Origin of the sequence: Zobellia uliginosa (assembly GCF_018860745.1) — a bacterium.
Classification (GTDB): domain Bacteria; phylum Bacteroidota; class Bacteroidia; order Flavobacteriales; family Flavobacteriaceae; genus Zobellia; species Zobellia uliginosa_B.
Window position 1 is genome coordinate 136,948 of sequence record NZ_JAHKPY010000002.1, and the last position, 20,485, is coordinate 157,432.

The following is a 20,485-nucleotide window of genomic DNA, read 5'->3' on the forward strand; positions in this document are numbered from 1 at the left end:
TTTAAGCTATTGTAATTGCGGGGTCTAAGTAGATATCTTGTATAAGATTTAAAAGTTTAATGCCTTCTTTCATAGGTCTTTGGAAAGCTTTACGACCAGAAATCAATCCCATACCACCAGCTCTTTTGTTAATTACCGCAGTACGTGCAGCGGCTGCAAAATCATCATCACCTGAAGCACCACCGGAATTTATTAGTCCAGCTCTCCCCATGTAGCAGTTCGCAACTTGGTATCTGGTCAGGTCAATAGGGTGGTTTGTTGTTAGTTTACTATAGACAAGGTCACTAGTTTTCCCAAAATTTTTCAAAGCATTAAAACCACCATTATTACTTGGCTGTTTTTGTTTGATGATATCGGCCTCAATGGTTACGCCAAGGTGATTTGCCTGTCCGGTTAAATCTGCACTAACAGCATAATCTCTATCTTTTTTAAAAGCATCATTACGTAAGTAACACCAGAGAACGGTGGCCATCCCCAATTCATGGGCACGTTTAAATGCCTTACTTGTTTCTTGAATTTGTCTGTCTGATTCTGGCGAGCCAAAATAAATTGTGGCCCCTACAGCTACGGCTCCCATATCCCAAGCCTGTTCTACTTGAGCAAAATAGATTTGATCAAAAGTATTGGGGTACGTAAGTAATTCGTTATGGTTTAATTTAACCAAAAAAGGAATTTTATGAGCGTATTTTCTAGATACTGCGCCTAGTACACCTAATGTGGAAGCTACTGCATTACAACCTCCTTCAATGGCAAGTTTCACAATATTCTCAGGGTCAAAATACTCAGGGTTTGGTGCAAAACTGGCACCTGCAGAGTGTTCTACCCCTTGATCTACCGGCAATAAGGAAAGATATCCCGTGCCACCTAGTCTTCCATGATCAAACAGTTGTTGTAAACTTCCTAAAACCCGGTTAGATCTATCTGATGATGCCATAATCCTATCATTAAAATCGGGGCCTGGAAGGTGGATTTTATCCTTAGGAATAGTAATACATTCGTGATCTAGTAGATAGAAGGTTTCTTCTTTTAAATATTTTTCAATTTCCATCAGTAGTGTTTTAATTTGTTTCTAAAACGGGTGTTTGCTGTTTTATCCATTCATACAGCTTGTCCGCATCTTCTTTTATACATAGTTGTGTGCCATGGTGCATTGTGGCGGCAGTTCCGCACGCCACGCCATACTGAACCATGTCAACTAAAGATTTACCCCATATAAGGCTCATGACCATTCCGGCCACCATACTATCTCCTGCACCAATAGTACTTTTCTGGTGAACCACAGGAGCTGGTATTTGTACCATTTCATTTTTGGTAGCTAGTAATGCCCCTTTTGGCCCTAGGGATACCACAAGAATTTGGCAATCATTAGTTTTTAAAAATTCTTTCGCCAATGATTTCAGGTCTAAGTCTGTTATGGAGGAAACCCCGCATAACACACCTAATTCTGCCAAGTTGGGTTTGAGCATGTAAACATGGGATTTTGCAGCTTTCATAAGTGCATCACCAGAAGTGTCAAGAATAAAAAGTGCTTCTTTATTTTCTGCTATACGGCTTACTTTTACATAAAAATCGTCTGGTACGTTGGGAGGTAGTTTTCCACTTGCAACTAAATAATCTCCCTTATTTAACTGCAATTCCAATTGCTTTAAGGCATTTTGCCATTCTGCTTCCTTTATTGGTGGGCCGGGCATTCCAAATCTGTATTGTTGATTGGTACTTGTATCCGTTACCGCCAGGTTTTCCCGCGTAAACCCCTCAATGGGAGTTATGGATTGTTCAATGTTTTTTTCATCTAAAAGTTGTTTCAAATATGCTCCCGAAGGACCACCGGAAAAGTAGCTGCAAAGTGATGTGCCACCTAACTTTTTTATAGCTCGTGATACATTTATCCCACCACCACCGGCGTCAAAAGTGGGTTGGGTACAACGTAATTTTGTATTAGGGCCAATTCCTGCCACAGTAGTGCTTTTATCAATTGCGGGGTTTACGGTAAGCGTTATTATGCGGGCCATTTGAATAAATTTTAATACTAGTTTGTTTGTTCTATTTTAATTGGTAATGTTCTATAACATTTAGCTTACCATCAAACTCATACAAGTGCGGAACACCCGTAGCTACTTCTACCTTTGCAATATCTTCGGAAGATATATGCTCTAGATACTCTATAAGAGCGCGCAATGAATTTCCGTGAGCGGATATCAATACGGTTTTACCCTTTGCCAATTCTGGGGCAATAGCTTCAAAAAAGTAATTGACCACTCTTTTTGACGTATCCTTAAGCGATTCAGCCATTGGTAAAACAGAGGTATCCAAAGCCTTGTAATTAGAATCGAATTTTGGATTTCGTTTATCGTTTATAGAAAGACTAGGAGGGGGAGTTGCATAACCTCTGCGCACACTTAAAAAGAATTCTTCTCCAACTTCTTCTAGAACTTCATCTTTGTTCTTTCCTTGCCAATCTCCATAATGCCTTTCATTCAGCTTCCAGCTATATTTGGTGTCTACATGCATCATTTCTGCTGTTTCTAATAGAATCCATGCGGTACGGATGGCTCTTTTTAAATAAGAGGAGAAACAGATATCAATATCAATAAGATTTGATTTAATGAGTTCCCCGGCTTTTTTTGCCTCTTCCATTCCCTCCGGTGCCAAGTCAATATCCGTCCATCCCGTAAAAACATTTTTTACGTTCCATAGACTTTTACCGTGCCTGACCAATATTAATTTTCCCATGCTAGGCTTATTTTATCTCGTTAACACAAGAATCTCCTTTTTCCAAACATTCCAAATTGTCAAAGGTTATTCGTGAAATATTGTTAAGGGCTGTATCTGTCAAAAATGCTTGGTGACTACTTATCAATACATTTCTAAGGGTCATTAAACGCGCCATGGAATCATCTTGAAGAATATCTTCAGAATGATCTTCAAAATAGAGACCTTTTTCCTCCTCATAAACATCCATCCCGAAATAGCCTATTTGACCGGATTTAAGTCCGTTTATAACATCTTGGGTTTTTACCAATCCGCCACGGCCAGCATTTATCAGCATTACGCCTTTTTTCATATCCGCAATTCTAGCCTCATCAATAAGGTGATGTGTTTCTGCATTTAGAGGAGCATGGAGCGTAATGATATTAGATTGCTTGCACAAAGAATCTAAATCTGTGTAAGTAGCATCATATTTTTCTACCAAAGATTTATCTTCAAAAATGTCATAAAGCAATAGTTTACAGCCAAACCCATGTAAAATTTTTGCCACTACACGACCAATTTTGCCTGTGCCTATAATGCCCACTGTTTTGCCATTCATATCAAAACCAACCAGCCCGTTTAATGAAAAATTCATTTCCATAATCCGGTAGTGGGTTCTTACTAATTTTCGGTTTAGGGCAAGCATAACACCTACCGTAAACTCAGCAATAGCATAGGGGGAATATTCGGGTACCCGCGCCATGCGGATACCCAACTTTTTTGCATGCGGCACATCTATATTATTAAAACCGGCCGAGCGTAATGCTACATACTTAACCCCAAGATCATGCAACCTATCTAAGATGGGTGCAGATGCATTGTCTTCTGTAAAAATGCATATGGCATCACATCCTTTTGCTAAATCTACCGTATCTAAAGTTAGATAGGTATCAAACATTTTTAAGGTGTGCTTGTCATTATTGGCATTTTGCAAATAGTCCCTTTCCCAATTATGGACGTTGAATATTGCTATTTTCATTTTTAAGTTCTAAAGTGATATCAATTACTGCTTTCGGCCATACCGTATTCGGTTTTGCTTTTCTCAGCTTTATTAATGTTTTTAATACCTGAAATCAACGCATCAGGATTAAAGGATACGGAGTTAATACCTTGTTCTACAAGAAACTGGGCAAACTCAGGAAAATCACTTGGTGCCTGACCGCAAAGACCAATTTTGGTGTTCGTCTTACGAGCAGATTGAATAACCATGGCAATCATTTTTTTAACTCCTGTATCGTTGATGTCAAAGATGTCACTCAACAATTCAGAATCTCTATCCACACCCAAAGTCAGTTGTGTCAAATCGTTTGAGCCAATAGAAAATCCGTCAAAGAATTCAGCAAATTGTTCTGCTAAGATGATGTTGTTAGGTATCTCGGTCATCATGTAAAGTTGAAGTCCATTTTCACCTCGCTTCAATCCGTTTTTTTCTAAAACCTCTAGCACTTTTGCAGCTTCTTTTAGCGTACGACAGAAAGGAATCATAATTTTTACATTGGTCAACCCCATGGTTTCCCGTACTCTTTTTAATGCTTTACATTCTAGAGCAAAAGCATCTTGGTATTTAGGATTGTAGTATCTAGAAGCACCTCTAAAACCTAACATTGGATTTGACTCTACGGGCTCAAATTCAGTACCGCCTATTAAGCTGGCATATTCGTTGGTTTTAAAATCACTGGTACGAACAATAACATCTTTTGGATAAAAGGCAGCGGCTATAGTTCCAATACCTTCGGCAAGTTTGTGTACAAAATAATCTGACTTGTCTGGATAGTGGTGTGTTAGTTTCTGGATTTTATCCTTAACCGCTTGGTCTTTCAACGTATCAAAATGCTTCAAGGCCATAGGGTGAATTTGAATAGAATTGTTGATAACGAACTCCATACGCATCAATCCCACTCCTGCAGAAGGATAAAACGAGAATTTGAACGCCTGATCTGGATCAGCCAAAATTAGCATAGGTTGCGTTTTTGGTTTTCCTAAGGTAGTTAGGTCCACTTCGGTTTCATTCCATTCTAAAAGGCCATCATAGACAACACCGGTATCGCCCTCTGCGCAAGAAATGGTAATTTCTTGTCCGTCTTTAATGACTTCTGTAGCATTGTTACTTCCCACTATGGCAGCAGCACCTACTTCTCGGGCAACGATAGCCGCATGGCTGGTTCGCCCACCTTGATTTGTAACAATACCTGCTGCTTTTTTGAGAATCGGATCCCAATCGGGATTGGTACGTTCGGTAACCAATATTTCTCCTTTTTGAAGTTTATCAGATTCTGCTGGGCTATGTAGTATACGGGCTTTTCCCGAAGCTATTTTGTTACCCAAGCCCATCCCATGAGTAATTTCTTTACCTTTTTTTAGTAAGGTATAGGTGTTGATTTTTAATTTATTCGTTTTAGCACTCTGAACAGTTTCGGGTCTAGCTTGAACAATGAAGAGTTCATTTGTTTGTCCGTCTTTAGCCCATTCAATATCCATAGGGCGTTTGTAATGGTCTTCAATAATTAATGACCATTGGGCCAGTTTTACCACCTCTGCATCCGTAAGTACATATTGTTCTTGTTTCTTCAGAGGAGTATCAAGATTTATTGTTCCACTACCAGATTTATCATAAACCATGGTTTTTTCTTTGCTACCCAAATGTCTAGAAACAATAGGTTGTTCAATACCGTTTTTTAAGCTAGGTTTAAAAACAAAATAATCATCGGGATTAATGCTGCCCTGAACGATATTTTCGCCCAAGCCATATATGCTGGAAACCATTACCACTTGATCAAAACCAGTATCTGGATCTAAGGTGAAGTTTACTCCGGAAGCTGCCAAATCTGAACGCACCATCATTTGTATACCAATGGATAACGCTACTTTAGTATGGTCAAAGTTGTTATCTTCTCTGTATTTAATTGCACGGTCATTGAATAGTGATGCGTAACATCTCTTACAGGCGTCAATAAGTTCATCTATTCCTTTTACGTTCAAATAACTATCTTGTTGGCCTGCAAAACTTGCCGTGGGTAAATCTTCTGCAGTAGCGCTACTTCGTACCGCTAACGAAATATCACCTTTATATTTTTTAGATAGGGCATCGTATCCTTCTCCAATAGCGTCTTTAAGATCTTTAGGAAGTTCTGTGTCTAAAATAGCTTTCCTTACGCTAGCACCAATCTCCTTTAAGTTCGAAAAATCTGTAGTATTCAATTTTGCTAAAAGACCAAAAATCTCTTCCTGAATGTGTACTTCTTGCAGAAAGTGCCAATACGCTTCTGCTGTAGTAGCAAAGCCATCAGGAATCTGGACTCCTTTACTGGTTAGCTTTTGAAACATTTCTCCGAGAGAGGCATTTTTACCTCCTACAGTTGGTACATCGTTAATGTCAATCTCACTAAAGTGACGTATGTAATTTTTCATCGCTATGTTTTTAAAAGGTCGTTTCCGGCCAAGATTATAGACTACGAATCTCCGATGTTTCCTTGCCAATGTAAATGACCTAGGTCATGGAGGAAAAAAAAGATGGCATGACCCAAATCATTTCAGTTGGAAATTTGGGGCAATACTTTTACTACTTCATTTAGAAGCAAAGATGTATGGCAACGGATATAAATAATAACATCAGTAAATCTATTGTAGGTAAAGTAATTGCCGTACGTGGAAGCGTTGTAGATATTTGGTTCAACAAGGATTTACCCTCAATTAATACCTTAATACATACGGGGCCTGATAATGGTATTGCTATTGAGGTTTTGTCACAATTAGATGATCATAGAATTAGAGGTATAGCCTTAACTCCAACACAAGGTTTGGCAAGGGGAATGAGAGCCGAAACGGATGGTGGACAGTTATCCGTTCCAATAGGGAAAGAGATTATGGGCCGTATGTTCGATGTTTTTGGAAATACTATTGATCATGGAGAAGCTTTACCGGAATTATCCCGAAAAAGTGTACACCAATTGCCACCACCGTTATCAAAACGGTCTACAAAATCTGAAATTTTTGAAACTGGAATAAAGGCGATTGATGTAATGGTTCCCTTACAGCATGGTGGTAACGCGGGTTTGTTTGGCGGTGCCGGTGTTGGTAAAACGGTATTGCTAACAGAGATGATACATAACATGGTGGGGTATCACCAAGGTATAAGTATGTTTTGCGGTATTGGCGAACGTTGCCGAGAAGGGCATGAGTTGTACCATGATATGAAAAAGGCCGATGTATTGAAAGATATGGTGATGATGTTCGGGCAGATGAACGAACCACCTGGAGCACGTTTTAGAGTAGGTCATGCGGCTTTAACAATGGCTGAATATTTTAGGGATGATGAACATCGTGATGTGCTTTTACTTGTAGATAATGTATTTCGTTTTATTCAAGCTGGTATGGAAGTTTCAGGTCTTATGGGACAAATGCCATCAAGATTGGGCTACCAACCAACTTTGGGTACGGAACTTTCAAAATTCGAAGAGCGTATTGCGAATACCAATACAGGAGCAATTACCAGTATACAGGCTGTTTATGTTCCTGCAGATGACCTTACTGATCCTGCTGCGGTACATACATTTTCCCACCTCTCAGCGTCAATTACCTTATCAAGAAAAAGAGCAGGAGAGGGGCTTTTTCCGGCAATAGATTTATTGCAGTCTAGTTCTAAAATGGCAACACCAGGTGTTATTGGCGAGCGACATTATCACCTTTTACAACAAATAAAGCAAACATTAGCTCAATATGAAGAGCTAAAGGATATCATAGCCATGTTGGGTTTGGAGCAACTTTCTGTAACGGACCGTGCCACGGTAAACCGAGCTAGGCGATTAGAAAGGTTCTTTACACAACCTTTTTTTACAACGGAACAGTTTAGCGGACTTAAAGGGAAAGGAGTAAAATTAAAAGATGCGCTTGACGGTTGCGAACGTATTCTTAAAGACGAGTTTAAGGATTTACCGGAAAGTGCTTTCTATATGGTGGGTACTATTGATGAAGCCATAAAAAAGGCAAAAAAAGAACCCAAGAAAGCGGGAAAGAAAACTGATGAGGAGAAAACAAATACTACCGCTAAAGTATAAATCTAGAACTAAAAATAATGGAGCTACATATTTTACTTCCGTTTAAGATATTTCTTAAAATTTCTGGAGTGCTGCGTATTGTGGTAGATACCAATGCGGGTTCATACGGGTTTTTACCCCACAGGTTAGATTGTGTTGCCGCTTTGGTACCTGGCATATTAACCTACGAGACAAAGGAAGGGCAAGATCACTACGTAGCAATGGATGAAGGTATACTAACGAAGAGGGACGGTTTTGTAGAGATATCCGTACGAAATGCAATAGCAGGAGCTGATTTAGGAAAACTTAGAAGTGCCGTAGAAAGTCAGTTTAGAAATTTAGATGAAGAGGAAAGAGATGTACGAAAGGCCGTTGCCAAATTAGAAAGTGAATTTATTCACGGGATTAAAAAACTTCGTCAATCATGAGCAAAAATATAGAGGATAAAAAAAGAAAGAAAGGCTTCTTAGATGAAGTTGATAGTAAAGAAAAACAAATGCTATATGCCCGAAATGAAGAGAAAAGGAGTGAATGGAGAGGTTTTGGCACTTTTGGAATGGTGGGTTGGTCCGTTGCCGTGCCAACCGTATTAGGGGCCGTGTTTGGGGTATGGTTAGATCGGAGATATCCGCAGACTTTTTCTTGGACACTAACCTTATTGCTAGCGGGTTTGTTTGTTGGTTGTGCTCTTGCATGGCAATGGATAGACAAAGAAAATAAATCAATGCACGAACATAAAAATAAGAAAGATGAATGATTTAGTAATAACCTTATTGGTTTTGTTTGGCGGCTCTTGCTTGGGTTTTCTATTTTTTGGAGGACTCTGGTTTACTTCAAAAAAGATGTTATCCTCCAAAAAGCCGGTATTATGGTATTTGGGAAGTTTGTTCATAAGAGTGGGGCTTACTCTTTTGGGTTTTTACTACATGGGCCAAAACAATTTTAAGTATATGTTGATTTGTCTCTTAGGTTTTATAGGCACTCGTTTTATTGTTATTCGTATGACCAAAATCAAAGAGATAAAACCAATAAAACTAGATAAAGAGTATTAAGATGGAACTAAGTCCTGACGAAACGATTTTTTGGCAAAATGGCTTTATAACCATCAACCTTACATTGGTTACCACTTGGGTATTAATGTTTGTATTGGTGCTTGTGTCCGTTTTGGTAACCAGAAAACTACGTACCGATTTAAAAATATCGCGGTGGCAATGTATTTTAGAAATGCTAGTGACCGGTATGAACGAGCAGATAAAAGAGGTTGGACTAAAGAAATCCGAAAAATTTCTGGGTTTTATAGGAACGCTCTTCATTTTTATAGCCTTTGCTAATTTGTGCATTATTTTTCCAGGTTATGAACCTCCTACGAGTTCATTATCTACAACAGCAGCTTTGGCCCTATGTGTTTTTCTAGCAACTCCCATTTTCGGTATTGCAGAAAATGGTGTTTTTCAATATTTAAAAACATTTATAGAGCCTACATTCATTATGCTGCCTTTTAATATTATAAGCGAAATATCGCGTACGTTGGCTTTGGCGGTTCGTCTCTTTGGTAATATTATGAGCGGTGGTCTAATTGTTACCATTCTCTTGAGTATAGCGCCATTGTTTTTTCCGGTGTTAATGACCGTGTTAGGACTTATAACAGGTGTTATACAGGCTTATATATTTAGCATTTTAGCAACGGTATACATAGCTGCGGCAACTGAAGAATCGGATAAAAAGAAAGTAAGAAAGGAACAAGTAAATCATACATCTAAAACAGTAATAGAAGCTTAATAAGGAGGGAAGAAACCCCTTTTCAAAATTTAATTCAAAACTAAAAATTGGTATAACAACAAAATTTAATATTATGGACAATGCTACAATAATCGCAATGGTTTCAATCATTACAGCCGGAATAACAACAGGAATTGGCTGTATGATACCTGCTTTGGGTCAGGGTAAATCTATTTCAACAGCTTTAAGTTCAATGGCCCAGCAGCCAGATGCAAGTCAGACCGTTACGCGTACCCTTTTTGTGGGTCTGGCCATGCTAGAATCATTGGCAATCTATTGTTTTGTGATTTCAATGATCTTGATTTTTGCAAATCCTTTCTGGAACCATTTCATCGCTTAATACCTAAAATATGAAAATCGACTGGTTTACTGTTATAGCCCAAATCATCAATTTTTTGGTGTTAATGTGGTTATTGAAACGTTTTCTTTATCAACCTATTTTATCTTCAATAGATGAACGGGAAACTAATATAAAGAACAAACTCTTGGATGCTGAATCTCAGAAAAAAGAAGCAGCACAAGCCAAAGAAGAATTCAACCATAAAAACGAAACTTTCAATAAAGAGAAGGATGAATTAATGAAGAAGACTGCCGCGGAAGCCAAAACCGAAGGAGATAAGCTAAAGGTAAATGCTAGAAACGAAGCTAATGAGCTTAAAGATAGATTAGAAAAAGCTTTTGCCGAGGATCAAGCTATCAAAAATAATAATATGGCCAAGAGGTTGAAAGGGGAGGTTCTTGACATTGCAAGAAAAACATTGACAGACCTCTCTTCTGTTAGTTTAGAAGGGCAAACAGTAGATGTCTTTTTGAAAAAAATAAATGACCTACAAGCCCAGGAGAAAGCAAAATTTTCTGAGGCTCTAAAAGGAGGTAAGCCCGTATTGGTACAAAGTGCTTTTGCCCTTTCTGCCAATCAACAAGGTTCCATACAAAAAACGATAAGTGGGTTATTGAAGACCGAGAATACCTACGAGTTTAAAACTAGGCCGGAATTGATTACAGGTATCGAAGTTTTAACCAATGGTTATAAATTATCTTGGAGTGTTACGGACTATTTGAAATCTTTTGAAGAAGATATTGAAGCAGATAAAAAGGTTGAAATAGAAGCGAAAGAATAATCGAAATATAAATGAAATGGGCGCAACGGATTATAAAAGTTTAGTGAACGATACGTTTGATGAACTTGCAAAACATACGAAAGATCACGAGTTTAATCTGGCGCCAAAAGAAGTGGGCCGTGTTACCAGTGTTTCTGCCGGTGTGGTAAAGGTGTCAGGTTTACCAAACGTAGGTTATGAGGAGCTATTGAAATTCCCTGGCAATTTGTATGGTATAGCCTTTAGTATTGAAGAAAACGAAATAGGCGCTATTCTCTTGGGAGAAGATTCCGATTTAAATGCAGGAGACCTTGTAGAACGTACAAATCGCGTGATGGATGTACCTGTGGGCAAAGCACTTCTTGGAAGGGTAATTGGGCCTTTGGGAGAACCTATGGATGATAAAGGTGCTATTTCTTATGAGAAAAGATTGCCTATAGAGCGGAGCGCTACACCTATTATGGATCGTTCTGGAGTAAGTATGCCGTTGCAAACAGGTATTAAAGTTATTGATGCATTGATTCCAATAGGACGCGGACAACGGGAATTGATTTTAGGTGACCGCCAAACGGGTAAGACCGCTATTGCATTGGATACCATAGTTAATCAAAAAGATAAAGATGTTATCTGTGTTTACTGTGCTATTGGGCAAAGGGCTTCTGCGGTAGCTAAAGTTATTGCGGATTTAAAGGAAAATGGGGCAATGGAGTATACCATCGTAATGGTTACAGAAGGAAACGATTCTCCGGGGTTACAATATATTGCTCCCTATGCAGCCACTAGTATTGCAGAATATTTTATGCAAATAGGTAAAGATGTACTCATTGTATATGATGATTTAACGAACCATGCTAGGGCGTATCGTGAACTCTCTCTTTTGTTGAAAAGACCGCCAGGTCGAGAGGCTTTTCCTGGGGATATATTTTACATCCATTCCCGATTATTGGAGCGTTCTACGCATTTAAGCGAAGAACTTGGAGGCGGGTCATTGACCGCTCTTCCCATAATTGAGACCGAAGCGCAGAACATGTCAGCTTATATCCCTACCAATTTAATTTCAATTACGGATGGGCAGATTTATCTGTCGCCTAAACAATTTGAGTTAGGTGTTTTACCTGCGGTTGAGGTTGGTAAATCGGTTTCTCGTGTTGGTGGTAAGGCACAATTACCTGCCTACCGAGCCATTGCGGGTGATTTAAAACTAGGATTTTCACAGTTTGAAGAATTGGAAACTTTTGCTCGTTTTGGCTCTCATTTAGATGAAGAAACAAAAAATGTTATTGAACACGGTAAACGTATTAGGGAGATTCTTAAACAGAATGAACTACAACCGTTGTCCGTAGTAGAACAAATAGGGGTACTTCTAACGCTAACCCAAGGTCTTTTTGATACGATTACAATTGAAAATATGCGCGAAGCAGAAAAGGCGGTGATAAAAAGTATAGGCACTTTACCAGAAGCTATTCAAAAAAGTTTGTATTCCGATAAAGGATTGGATGATGCAGGCCGAGAAAGTATGATGGCGGCTACAAAAACTGCACTCAAGGAATTTCAAAAGGCAGAGTAACTCCTAAAAATAATCGCTATGGATTCGTTGGAAAGCTTAACAAGACAGATTACCGGAGCCAAAGAGCTAAACTCCATAGTGCGTACTATGAAGGCTATGGCTGCCGCTAATATTGGTCAATATGAAAGGGCCATGGAATCTTTGGATGATTATTGGACCAATGTGTCTTTAGGACTTGTAGCTTATTTAAAAGCTATTGGTTTGGACAAACAGGATTCTAGACAGAACGAGAACACTATTAAAAGAGAAAAGTCTATTTGCGCTATTGTTTTTGGATCAGACCAAGGTTTTGTTGGGCAGTTTAATGACTCCCTTTCGCAATACGTCCAAGAATCTTTATCTACTCACGGAGGTAAATTGGAAATCTGGACCGTTGGTGTACGGGTACCGTTATTACTAGCGGATATGGGAATGACCGTGACCAAACAGTTTAACCTTCCAAATTCTATAAATGCTATTACCGCTCTTATTGGTTCAATTTTGGTACAGGTAGAGGAAAACCAAGAAAATGGAAATGTGGATGAGTATTACCTTTTCCATAATCACTTGGTAAACGAAGGGTCTTACGAACAAGAAAAATTACGCCTATTACCGCTAGATGCAGAATGGCGCCAGGAAAAAGCACAGCTAAAATGGCCTACTCAAAAACAACCTGAAGTTATTGGTGATAGTAGTAAGCTTATACGCCGTTTAATTAGAGAATATCTCTTTGTAACGCTTTATAAGACCTGTACGGAATCATTAGCTAGTGAAAACTTAAGTAGGTTGAATGCCATGCAACGTGCAGAAAAAAACATTGAAGAACTGTTAGATGATATTGGTAATACCTACCACCGTTTAAGACAAAGTTCCATAGACGAAGAGCTTTTTGATGTAGTCTCTGGTTTTACTGCCTTAAAGAAAGATTAAGAATTAATTCCTTCTAATAAGAAAAAAAAAATAGGGTAATCGTTAATTACGATTGCTTTATTTTTTGCGTTTATATTTTCAATTTTATCTAAAGATTTTCTTGATGTAATTATGGTAGAGGCATAAATTTAAGCCTATCATCTTTAGTCTTTTTTATTAAAAATCCATAGTGAAACAGCTAGGGTAGCAAAGGTTAAACCAGATACTTTTAACAGGTCAGGTAAAATATCCTTTATACCACTACCTTTTGTAATTACCAAGTGAATCATTCTGGAATAATAAGCTTGTGGATTTAATTCAGCCATTGCTTTACCCCATGAGGGCATATTGTCAATAGGCGTTATAAAATCACCAAAAATCACAAATATCATGATGATGAAAAAGGTGAAGAACATGGCTTGTTGTTGGGTATTTGAAATTACCGAAATTAATACGCCTACTGCTAAAAGCAGAAACATTACAACACCTGATAAAAAGAAAACAAGCCACAGACTTCCTACTACAGGTACGTGAAATACAAGGCTGCTTAAAATTAAACCAATAGCAAGAAGTACAATGTTAATAATCCAAACAGGAATAATTTTGCCCATAATAAAATGAGTCTTTCTCATGGGAGTCACATTTAACTGTTCCATCGTGCCTATTTCTTTTTCCTTTACGATATTCATTCCTGACAATAGTATTGTAATCATAACAACCATTGCTACGCACATAGCCGGCACCATGATATACTGACTGATCAGCGCTCTATTATACCAGTATGAATACGGAATACTAACTGTTGCTGCTTTATTGGACAGGCTTTTTTTACTCCATTTTATGGCAACATCTTTGTTTACCGCGCCTATGATTTCGCTGGAGTAAGCATAGGTAAGACTGGCAGTAATAGCATCAATAGCATTAGTAACTAGTTGAACTTTACTACTATGTTCTTTAATAAGTTTTTTTTCAAAATTTGGTGGAAAATGTACAATCAGATTTATGTTTTTGTACTCCATTACCTTATAGGCTTCATCCATGGTTAGAGCAGCCCCTCGGATATCAAAGAAATCTGAACCCTTCATTTTAGAAATAATTTCTCTAGAGGTAGATGATAGATCCTCGTCTACTACATAAACACTAGCATAATTAATGTCACCTCCAGCTGTACCCAATAAGAGAACTTGGATAAAAGGTTGAGACAAAATAATGAGTACCAACAGCGGATTCCTGAAAATTTGGATAAATTCTTTAACGATGATGAATCTTATGATACGCATCTTTCTGTATTTTAAATGTTAATTCTTATTGGAGTCTTGGTTTAAACCGTATGACACTCCAGAAATAAAACACCATTACCATGATTACAAGCATGGCAGTTTCAAAGAAAAGACTACCCCCCTTAGCACCTTGAAGCAGGATGCCCTTACTTATGATATTGAACCACGTTGAAGGCAATAATTTCCCTAACCATTGTAATACCACCGGAAGACTATCTGTAGGGAAAGTCATTCCCGATAAAACTTCTGTGGGCAACATCAACAAAGTCATAGTAATCATCATAGCTGTTAGCTGGGAATTTGCGAAAGTAGATATCAATAATCCCAAAGCAAGAGCTGTAAGAATGTAGAGAACAGTATTTAATAATAAGAGTCCCATACTCCCTGAAACAGGTACTTCAAATACATATTTTGCTGCCCAAATAATGGATAATGCGCTAATGAAAGAGGTTATTAAATACGGAACTATTTTGGCAAACATGATCAGAAATCTATTTATGGGGGTACTTAAAAGTAACTCCAGAGTACCTAACTCTTTTTCTTTAGTAATTGATAACGAGGTCATTAATGCTCCTACGAGTAAAATGACCGTAGACATAATACCAGGTACCGTCATATACCTACCATTAAGATTCTTGTTATACATCATACGTACTGTGGGTATAATGTAGTATCCGGCTCTGCTAGGCGGATTTTTACTTGCAATATGTTTGTTGATTATAATTTTACCATAGGAGATAAGGCTAGGGGAGGTCAATATCTTGGATCCATCAGCAATTAATTGTATCTGTGCATGACCTTCGTGGTGTAATTTATAGCCAAAGTCTTTATCAAAAACGAAGGCCATACGAATGGTACCTTTTTTAAATTCTTCATCAATCTCATCAGAAGTATCCAGGTATTTTACCAATTTAAAAAATTCAGAAGTGCTAATTAAATTGATCAATTCTTTTGAATCGTGGTCCTTGGCATGATCTACAACTGCAATATTAGCATCCTTGATTTCCATGGTCATTACAGAACCAAAAAGTAGTACCAAGACTATGGGTATGCCCAATAGCATCGTTAAGGAACGCCAATCTCTTAGGATATGGAGAAACTCCTTACGAACAAGTCCTTTGAATATCTTGAAATTTTTCATTTTACTTTTTTATAACTTCAATGACTTAAGCCAGATCAGCTTGCAGTAATTGCATGTTCTTTTTCATAACCTCTTGCCAAATGAAGAAATACTTCTCCCATTGTTTCAAGCTTATATTTATCTTTTAAGTTTTGGGGCGTATCTACTGTTATCATTTTTCCGGCTACCATCATTGATATTCGATGACAATATTCAGCTTCATCCATATTATGGGTAGTTACTAAAACGGTTACACCGCCTTCTGCGGTTTCATATATCATTTCCCAAAATTGTCTTCTTATTGAGGGATCAACACCACTAGTTGGTTCGTCTAAAAACACAACATCCGGCTTGTGCATCAAAGCTGTACAGAACGCAAGTTTTTGTTTCCAACCCAAGGGTAAGGAGCTTACGCGCTCTTTTTCAATATGTTCCATTCCAAAATGGGTTAGTAATTCTTTGGTTCGGCTACTAATTTCTTTATTTGTAAGACCGTAGATTCCACCAAAAAAACGCATGTTCTCTTTTGCTGTTAAATCATCATATAAAGAGAATTTTTGGCTCATATAGCCAATGTGCTTTTTGAGCTTCCTAGAATTTTTAAAGATATCATAACCTGCTACCTGGCCTTTACCACTAGTAGGTTCTAACACCCCAATGAGCATACGCATAGCAGTTGTTTTACCGGCGCCATTAGCTCCTAAAAATCCAAATATTTCGCCTTTTTGTACATTGAATGTAATTTTATCGACTGCCACGAAATCATCGAATTTTTTGGTCAGATTTTCAACACTAATGCTATATGTTTTTTCAGGCTGGCTCATAATTTTGGTTTTTAGAGGTAAGTGACATATAACAATCTTCAACGCTTGCTTTTATTTGTTTTATTTCTACATTGGGGGTATCGTTATTCTCCAGATAAGTTTTTATTTCCAATGGATCAATCGTATCACGCTTGTCCGTATAATGTACCCAATCTCCAAAAGGATAAACTGAGTTGGCATGCTTATAAGCCTTTAGCTTTTTAATTATATTAAAGGAATTTCCAGAACGTATGGCATACAAAGGCTTATCAAAATTCGCGATGAGTCCGTCAGGGCTGTTCGTAGCCAATATTTTACCATGATCCATAAGGGATATTCGATCACAGAGAAGGGCCTCTTCCATATAGGCGGTAGAAACCAAGATTGTAATGTTATCTTTCTTTAAGCTTTGAAGCATATCCCAAAGATCTTGTCTGGAAACAGGGTCTACACCTCTGGTTGGCTCATCTAAAAACAGCACTTTAGGCTTATGAATCAAGGCACATGAAAGTGCTAGTTTTTGTTTCATTCCGCCAGAAAGTTTACCCGCTCTTCGCTTTTTAAAAGGTTCGATTTGTTTATAAATATCCTTAATAAGGTCGTAGTTCTCTTCTAAAGTCGTTCCAAAAATAGAGGCATAAAAGTTAAGATTTTCTTCAACCGTTAAATCTTGATACAGCGAAAATTTGCCGGGCATATACCCAATTTGTCGGCGTATATTTTGGTATTGTTTTACAACATCCATCCCTTCTATTTCAGCAGTACCACTATTTGCCAATAGTAGCGTGCCTAGAATCTTGATAAGACTGGTTTTTCCAGCACCGTCAGGACCAATAAGTCCAAACAATTCGCCTTTTTCCACTTTTAGGGAAACTGCGTCCAATGCTTTGACCTTACCATAATTCATTACAATATTTTCTGCTGAAATTGGAGTCATCGTTTTGTCTTAACCGTTAAATTTATTTTTTCTCAACTGATCAGTCCTTTTCAGAACTACTCATGAAATTTATTTCTCCAGGCATACCAATTTTTAAGTACCCGTCATTCGCTACAAGCACTTTAACAGCATAAACCATATCTACCCTTTCGTCTTTAGTTTGAACAATTTTTGGGGTAAACTCAGCTTCGGAAGCAATCCATTTAATGGTACCCTTTAAAGAGCGGTTTTCTTTTTTAGTGTCATCAATCAACACTTCTACTTCTTGCCCTAGTTTTATATGAGGTAGTTGATCACCGCTCACATAAACCTTGAGTGTGATTTCATCTAACCCTGCAATTTTGTATAGGGGCGTGCCATAACCGGCCAACTCCATTTCTTCGGAATATTTAGTAAGAACCGTTCCAGAAATAGGGTTAATAATCAGGCTTTTGTTTATTTGATCATTAATCTGATCTATTTGTTTTTCTATGGGCTCTATTTGGCTTAGAATGCCTCTGTTACCAGTTTCTAATTTTTTACGGGCCGCTTCAATCTCACGGTCTACCACCTCTATATTTCCGGTTATATTGTCTAGTTCTTTTTGGGTAGCTGCTTCATCCTTCAACATATGTTCTACTCTACGCTTTTCACGTAGAATGTTGTTTTTCTGTTCCCTGTAAATGTTTAACTGACTTTGAACATCCATGGTTTGCGCTGTGACCGAATTGATACTGGCAACCAACTGTTGTTTTTTAAGGGATAGCTGCATAGTATCAATATAACCCACTATTGTACCCGCTTTTATTTGCTCTCCTTCCTTTACATTAAAGGAAAGTATTTTGCCTTGGCCTTCAGAGCCAACAATCACTTCATCTGCTTCAAAATTGCCGTATGCATCCGATAATTTCTCGCCGGAGCAGCTTATAAGTCCAAAGCATAAAATGATAACACCTATAAAATATTTCATTTTTTTGTTTATTTAATGGTTACAAATTTCCTTTAGTAGTCAGGTAATTAATTTCTGATTGTATTTTTTGTATTCCGTGTATCTGAAGATTCAATTGGGCCTCAGTTCTTTTGTTAACTTCTATGATGTATTCTGTTGATGTGATTACACCATTTTGAAATTGGGAATAGCTTTTTCTAACGATATCTTCCTGTAGCTCTAATATTTTTTTATCCTTTTCTATAAGTTGGCTATAGGTTTCAATACTAGATTTATCACGGATCGATGCTATGTTGATTTTCTTTTCAAAGTCCTCTTTTTTACTGGAGAGAATTTCTTTGTTAATCTCTAGTACTTTCTTTTTTCGGGATGTTTGTTTCCAATCCCAAAAATTCCATTTCAATCTTGCTCCAACTACATAATATTCTGTGGCATCCGTTTCAAAATAATTTAAAGGGTTAGGGCTCCCGACTCCTAACTGAGCTATACCAGACAGACTAGGCAAAACTTGGGCATTCAATACTTTTTTTTGAGATTCTAAATTTTCCTCCATCAAATCAAAATATTGCTGTTCTGGCCTACTTATATCTTGGCTTAATTCCTGGTCTGCTATAAGTGGTAGTGTAAATTCGGCATCAGGAGAAATAGGTTCTCCTATCCAATCGCTTAACATATCTATCATTGCCTTACGGCCTAATTGCACTTCTAATATTTGTTGTTGAATTTTTAATATTTGCTGATTAAGAATGTTGGCGTTACTCTTAAGCATAGCACCATTTTCTACTTGAGAATTTATTTTCTTAAGTTGCTTATTCAATTCGTCTACTACAGTACCTAGTAATTTTTCATTTTCTTGATAAACCAGTGCATTAAAATAAAGCGTGTTTATCATTCCCTTTATCTCAAACAAATCAACCTCCATTCCCTTTACATTGGCAGCTAATTGTGCTTCTTGCATTTTTTTGGCATTTTTTACATAACCCCCATCATAGATTTTTTGAGAGATATCTAATGTTAAGGTGTATTGGTTTTGAGGAATTTCTGCGATATCCAAACCAGGAATGTCAATACCAATATCCAACACGTCAGATACATAATTATAAGCCCCATTTAAACGCGATTGCGGCAGGTTTAGGGTATTTAAATTTTTGATATTCAGATTTGCTTGGGTTTCATATAATAGCTCTTGTTTTTTAATAGGACTAAGAGATCTGGCTCTCTCTTGACAGTAGTCTAACTCTAAAGTTTGAGAATAGGCCCAGCTTATTGGTAAGAGCATTATAGCTAGTAAAATTATTGAGCGACGTTTCATTATATTGACTTTTAGTACGAACCATCTTTACTGATGATGGCCTTAATTTTATACAAAAGTAGGAGGTAGTATGATTTGTATTTATGATTCAAATCATGCAGAAGGATATTATTTATAAAATTTTTAGTATTGAAGATTTACGATGATTTTTGGCAAGTGATTTCTTATCAAAAGCTTACTTTTTTGCTACTTTATACCTTTTAAAATGCCTAGTTGTGACGCTCAATCATACCTCTGCAAAATGATTAACTAGCGAGAACTTAAATGAGAGAAAAGGCACATAATGTGCAGAGAAGAATAGTGAAGATATATTATATAATATAGTCTGCTTTGACCTGCTATAAAGAAGGTAGAAAATAGAATATGAATAAAAAAAACTGTTTTAAAATGAGTCACGATTTTTAATTCCGTAGCACATTTTAAAACAGCTTTAGGTAATGATCAATATCGAGAATTGATTCTCAATTTGATTTATAATTTTTTTTAGGCCTCCCGACGTTTACCGGTAATCTCAAGGATATTAATCCTGTATACAATAGGATTACCTCTAGTATAGGACTTACTTGAAAATTCATTGATGAACTCTGGGTTTTTATGTTCTTTGCTACGTATAATTGCTTTTACGCCTTCTGTAAATAAATGCAATTTTTGTTTTGCAGTAATACCTTCTAGTTCTTCAAAAGTACCATGAATAAGAGCAGACTCCCAATTAACCATAGATTGTATTTGTTCCACTACCACAGACACAGAATCGTTTTCCCGCATGGAATCTATCTTATGCCCTTCTGCCGTATAGCTTATAATACTGTTGTCTTCAGCATCAAAAAAGTAGGTGATAGGTATAACATAAGGTTTCCCGTCTGCAATATAGGCAAGATGACCACTATAATTATCCCTAAGAACGCGGGTACTTTCGCTAACTGATATGTCCATCATAATTCTAATTTATTATAAAATTGCATGTTCTAAACTATATAAATATAGCAT

Annotated in this window: 21 protein-coding genes; 9 read left to right on the forward strand and 12 right to left on the reverse strand. The window is 37.4% G+C overall.

The features are described 5' to 3' along the window. Nucleotide 1: 1 nt before the first annotated feature. The 5 genes from KO521_RS01255 to ppsA are packed head-to-tail and all read right to left on the reverse strand — an operon-like array spanning nucleotide 2 to nucleotide 6,159. Nucleotides 2-1,048: a class I fructose-bisphosphate aldolase gene (locus KO521_RS01255; RefSeq protein WP_215938108.1), complete on the reverse strand. Its 1,047-nt coding sequence runs from the start codon at nucleotides 1,046-1,048 to the stop codon at nucleotides 2-4. A 10-nt stretch (nucleotides 1,049-1,058) separates the two neighbouring features. After that, on the reverse strand, nucleotides 1,059-2,012 hold the full coding sequence (locus KO521_RS01260) for a 1-phosphofructokinase family hexose kinase (protein ID WP_215938109.1): 954 nt from the start codon (nucleotides 2,010-2,012) through the stop codon (nucleotides 1,059-1,061). Nucleotides 2,013-2,043: 31 nt separating this feature from the next. Next, a complete protein-coding gene (locus tag KO521_RS01265; protein ID WP_194551004.1) occupies nucleotides 2,044-2,733 on the reverse strand; it encodes a 2,3-bisphosphoglycerate-dependent phosphoglycerate mutase in 690 nt (229 codons plus the stop codon). A 7-nt stretch (nucleotides 2,734-2,740) separates the two neighbouring features. Beyond that, the gene (locus KO521_RS01270; protein ID WP_215938110.1) at nucleotides 2,741-3,730 is read right to left on the reverse strand and encodes a 2-hydroxyacid dehydrogenase; all 990 of its coding nucleotides are present in this window, start codon (nucleotides 3,728-3,730) and stop codon (nucleotides 2,741-2,743) included. 20 nt (nucleotides 3,731-3,750) lie between these two features. Next, a complete protein-coding gene (gene ppsA / locus KO521_RS01275; protein ID WP_215938111.1) occupies nucleotides 3,751-6,159 on the reverse strand; it encodes a phosphoenolpyruvate synthase in 2,409 nt (802 codons plus the stop codon). A gap of 176 nt (nucleotides 6,160-6,335) precedes the next feature. Here ppsA and atpD point away from each other — a divergent pair, with 176 nt between their 5' ends. The 9 genes from atpD to KO521_RS01320 all read left to right on the forward strand — a co-directional run bounded on the left by atpD (nucleotide 6,336) and on the right by KO521_RS01320 (nucleotide 13,139). Beyond that, entirely contained in the window at nucleotides 6,336-7,805 is a 1,470-nt protein-coding gene (gene atpD, locus KO521_RS01280) for a F0F1 ATP synthase subunit beta (RefSeq protein ID WP_215938112.1), read from the forward strand. Between the two features lie 17 nt (nucleotides 7,806-7,822). Continuing rightward, a complete protein-coding gene (locus KO521_RS01285) occupies nucleotides 7,823-8,212 on the forward strand; it encodes a F0F1 ATP synthase subunit epsilon (protein ID WP_194551000.1) in 390 nt (129 codons plus the stop codon). Then, nucleotides 8,209-8,541: an AtpZ/AtpI family protein gene (locus KO521_RS01290; protein ID WP_194534264.1), complete on the forward strand. Its 333-nt coding sequence runs from the start codon at nucleotides 8,209-8,211 to the stop codon at nucleotides 8,539-8,541. Before KO521_RS01285 ends, KO521_RS01290 begins: the two co-directional genes overlap by 4 nt. After that, nucleotides 8,534-8,836 carry an ATP synthase subunit I gene (locus tag KO521_RS01295; RefSeq protein WP_215938113.1) on the forward strand — a complete coding sequence of 101 codons (303 nt, stop codon included), beginning with the start codon at nucleotides 8,534-8,536 and terminating at the stop codon, nucleotides 8,834-8,836. Before KO521_RS01290 ends, KO521_RS01295 begins: the two co-directional genes overlap by 8 nt. 1 nt (nucleotide 8,837) lies before the next feature. Beyond that, the gene (locus KO521_RS01300) at nucleotides 8,838-9,563 is read left to right on the forward strand and encodes a F0F1 ATP synthase subunit A (protein WP_215938114.1); all 726 of its coding nucleotides are present in this window, start codon (nucleotides 8,838-8,840) and stop codon (nucleotides 9,561-9,563) included. 73 nt (nucleotides 9,564-9,636) lie between these two features. Continuing rightward, a complete protein-coding gene (locus tag KO521_RS01305) occupies nucleotides 9,637-9,903 on the forward strand; it encodes a F0F1 ATP synthase subunit C (RefSeq protein WP_158976526.1) in 267 nt (88 codons plus the stop codon). 10 nt (nucleotides 9,904-9,913) lie between these two features. Beyond that, nucleotides 9,914-10,684 (forward strand): F0F1 ATP synthase subunit B family protein, encoded by a 771-nt coding sequence (locus tag KO521_RS01310; RefSeq protein WP_215938115.1) that lies wholly within the window; start codon nucleotides 9,914-9,916, stop codon nucleotides 10,682-10,684. 16 nt (nucleotides 10,685-10,700) lie between these two features. Further along, a complete protein-coding gene (locus KO521_RS01315; protein ID WP_215938116.1) occupies nucleotides 10,701-12,230 on the forward strand; it encodes an alternate F1F0 ATPase, F1 subunit alpha in 1,530 nt (509 codons plus the stop codon). 18 nt (nucleotides 12,231-12,248) lie between these two features. Next, entirely contained in the window at nucleotides 12,249-13,139 is an 891-nt protein-coding gene (locus KO521_RS01320) for a F0F1 ATP synthase subunit gamma (RefSeq protein WP_215938117.1), read from the forward strand. A gap of 143 nt (nucleotides 13,140-13,282) precedes the next feature. Here the strand turns inward: KO521_RS01320 and KO521_RS01325 are convergent, their stop codons facing one another. The 7 genes from KO521_RS01325 to KO521_RS01355 form a co-directional block, all read right to left on the reverse strand. Further along, the gene (locus tag KO521_RS01325; RefSeq protein WP_194534270.1) at nucleotides 13,283-14,398 is read right to left on the reverse strand and encodes an ABC transporter permease; all 1,116 of its coding nucleotides are present in this window, start codon (nucleotides 14,396-14,398) and stop codon (nucleotides 13,283-13,285) included. A 25-nt stretch (nucleotides 14,399-14,423) separates the two neighbouring features. Next, nucleotides 14,424-15,539 carry an ABC transporter permease gene (locus tag KO521_RS01330; RefSeq protein ID WP_194534271.1) on the reverse strand — a complete coding sequence of 372 codons (1,116 nt, stop codon included), beginning with the start codon at nucleotides 15,537-15,539 and terminating at the stop codon, nucleotides 14,424-14,426. Nucleotides 15,540-15,574: 35 nt separating this feature from the next. Beyond that, the gene (locus KO521_RS01335) at nucleotides 15,575-16,342 is read right to left on the reverse strand and encodes an ABC transporter ATP-binding protein (RefSeq protein WP_194534272.1); all 768 of its coding nucleotides are present in this window, start codon (nucleotides 16,340-16,342) and stop codon (nucleotides 15,575-15,577) included. After that, on the reverse strand, nucleotides 16,329-17,258 hold the full coding sequence (locus KO521_RS01340) for an ABC transporter ATP-binding protein (protein WP_215938118.1): 930 nt from the start codon (nucleotides 17,256-17,258) through the stop codon (nucleotides 16,329-16,331). The genes KO521_RS01335 and KO521_RS01340 overlap by 14 nt, the downstream gene beginning before the upstream one ends. Before the next feature lie 40 nt (nucleotides 17,259-17,298). Further along, nucleotides 17,299-18,207, reverse strand: a complete 909-nt coding sequence (locus tag KO521_RS01345; protein ID WP_155597167.1) for an HlyD family secretion protein — start codon at nucleotides 18,205-18,207, stop codon at nucleotides 17,299-17,301. A gap of 19 nt (nucleotides 18,208-18,226) precedes the next feature. Continuing rightward, nucleotides 18,227-19,498: a TolC family protein gene (locus KO521_RS01350; RefSeq protein WP_215938119.1), complete on the reverse strand. Its 1,272-nt coding sequence runs from the start codon at nucleotides 19,496-19,498 to the stop codon at nucleotides 18,227-18,229. Between the two features lie 483 nt (nucleotides 19,499-19,981). Next, nucleotides 19,982-20,434, reverse strand: a complete 453-nt coding sequence (locus KO521_RS01355; RefSeq protein WP_252729810.1) for a pyridoxamine 5'-phosphate oxidase family protein — start codon at nucleotides 20,432-20,434, stop codon at nucleotides 19,982-19,984. Nucleotides 20,435-20,485 lie beyond the last annotated feature (51 nt).

Bases quoted from the DNA above. Each gene is read 5' to 3' on its own strand.
- KO521_RS01255 (WP_215938108.1), bottom strand. From the start codon at position 1,048: ATGGAAATTGAAAAATATTTAAAAGAAGAAACCTTCTATCTACTAGAT.
- KO521_RS01260 (WP_215938109.1), bottom strand. From the start codon at position 2,012: ATGGCCCGCATAATAACGCTTACCGTAAACCCCGCAATTGATAAAAGC.
- KO521_RS01265 (WP_194551004.1), bottom strand. From the start codon at position 2,733: ATGGGAAAATTAATATTGGTCAGGCACGGTAAAAGTCTATGGAACGTA.
- KO521_RS01270 (WP_215938110.1), bottom strand. From the start codon at position 3,730: ATGAAAATAGCAATATTCAACGTCCATAATTGGGAAAGGGACTATTTG.
- ppsA (WP_215938111.1), bottom strand. From the start codon at position 6,159: ATGAAAAATTACATACGTCACTTTAGTGAGATTGACATTAACGATGTA.
- atpD (WP_215938112.1), top strand. From the start codon at position 6,336: ATGGCAACGGATATAAATAATAACATCAGTAAATCTATTGTAGGTAAA.
- KO521_RS01285 (WP_194551000.1), top strand. From the start codon at position 7,823: ATGGAGCTACATATTTTACTTCCGTTTAAGATATTTCTTAAAATTTCT.
- KO521_RS01290 (WP_194534264.1), top strand. From the start codon at position 8,209: ATGAGCAAAAATATAGAGGATAAAAAAAGAAAGAAAGGCTTCTTAGAT.
- KO521_RS01295 (WP_215938113.1), top strand. From the start codon at position 8,534: ATGAATGATTTAGTAATAACCTTATTGGTTTTGTTTGGCGGCTCTTGC.
- KO521_RS01300 (WP_215938114.1), top strand. From the start codon at position 8,838: ATGGAACTAAGTCCTGACGAAACGATTTTTTGGCAAAATGGCTTTATA.
- KO521_RS01305 (WP_158976526.1), top strand. From the start codon at position 9,637: ATGGACAATGCTACAATAATCGCAATGGTTTCAATCATTACAGCCGGA.
- KO521_RS01310 (WP_215938115.1), top strand. From the start codon at position 9,914: ATGAAAATCGACTGGTTTACTGTTATAGCCCAAATCATCAATTTTTTG.
- KO521_RS01315 (WP_215938116.1), top strand. From the start codon at position 10,701: ATGGGCGCAACGGATTATAAAAGTTTAGTGAACGATACGTTTGATGAA.
- KO521_RS01320 (WP_215938117.1), top strand. From the start codon at position 12,249: ATGGATTCGTTGGAAAGCTTAACAAGACAGATTACCGGAGCCAAAGAG.
- KO521_RS01325 (WP_194534270.1), bottom strand. From the start codon at position 14,398: ATGCGTATCATAAGATTCATCATCGTTAAAGAATTTATCCAAATTTTC.
- KO521_RS01330 (WP_194534271.1), bottom strand. From the start codon at position 15,539: ATGAAAAATTTCAAGATATTCAAAGGACTTGTTCGTAAGGAGTTTCTC.
- KO521_RS01335 (WP_194534272.1), bottom strand. From the start codon at position 16,342: ATGAGCCAGCCTGAAAAAACATATAGCATTAGTGTTGAAAATCTGACC.
- KO521_RS01340 (WP_215938118.1), bottom strand. From the start codon at position 17,258: ATGACTCCAATTTCAGCAGAAAATATTGTAATGAATTATGGTAAGGTC.
- KO521_RS01345 (WP_155597167.1), bottom strand. From the start codon at position 18,207: ATGAAATATTTTATAGGTGTTATCATTTTATGCTTTGGACTTATAAGC.
- KO521_RS01350 (WP_215938119.1), bottom strand. From the start codon at position 19,498: ATGAAACGTCGCTCAATAATTTTACTAGCTATAATGCTCTTACCAATA.
- KO521_RS01355 (WP_252729810.1), bottom strand. From the start codon at position 20,434: ATGATGGACATATCAGTTAGCGAAAGTACCCGCGTTCTTAGGGATAAT.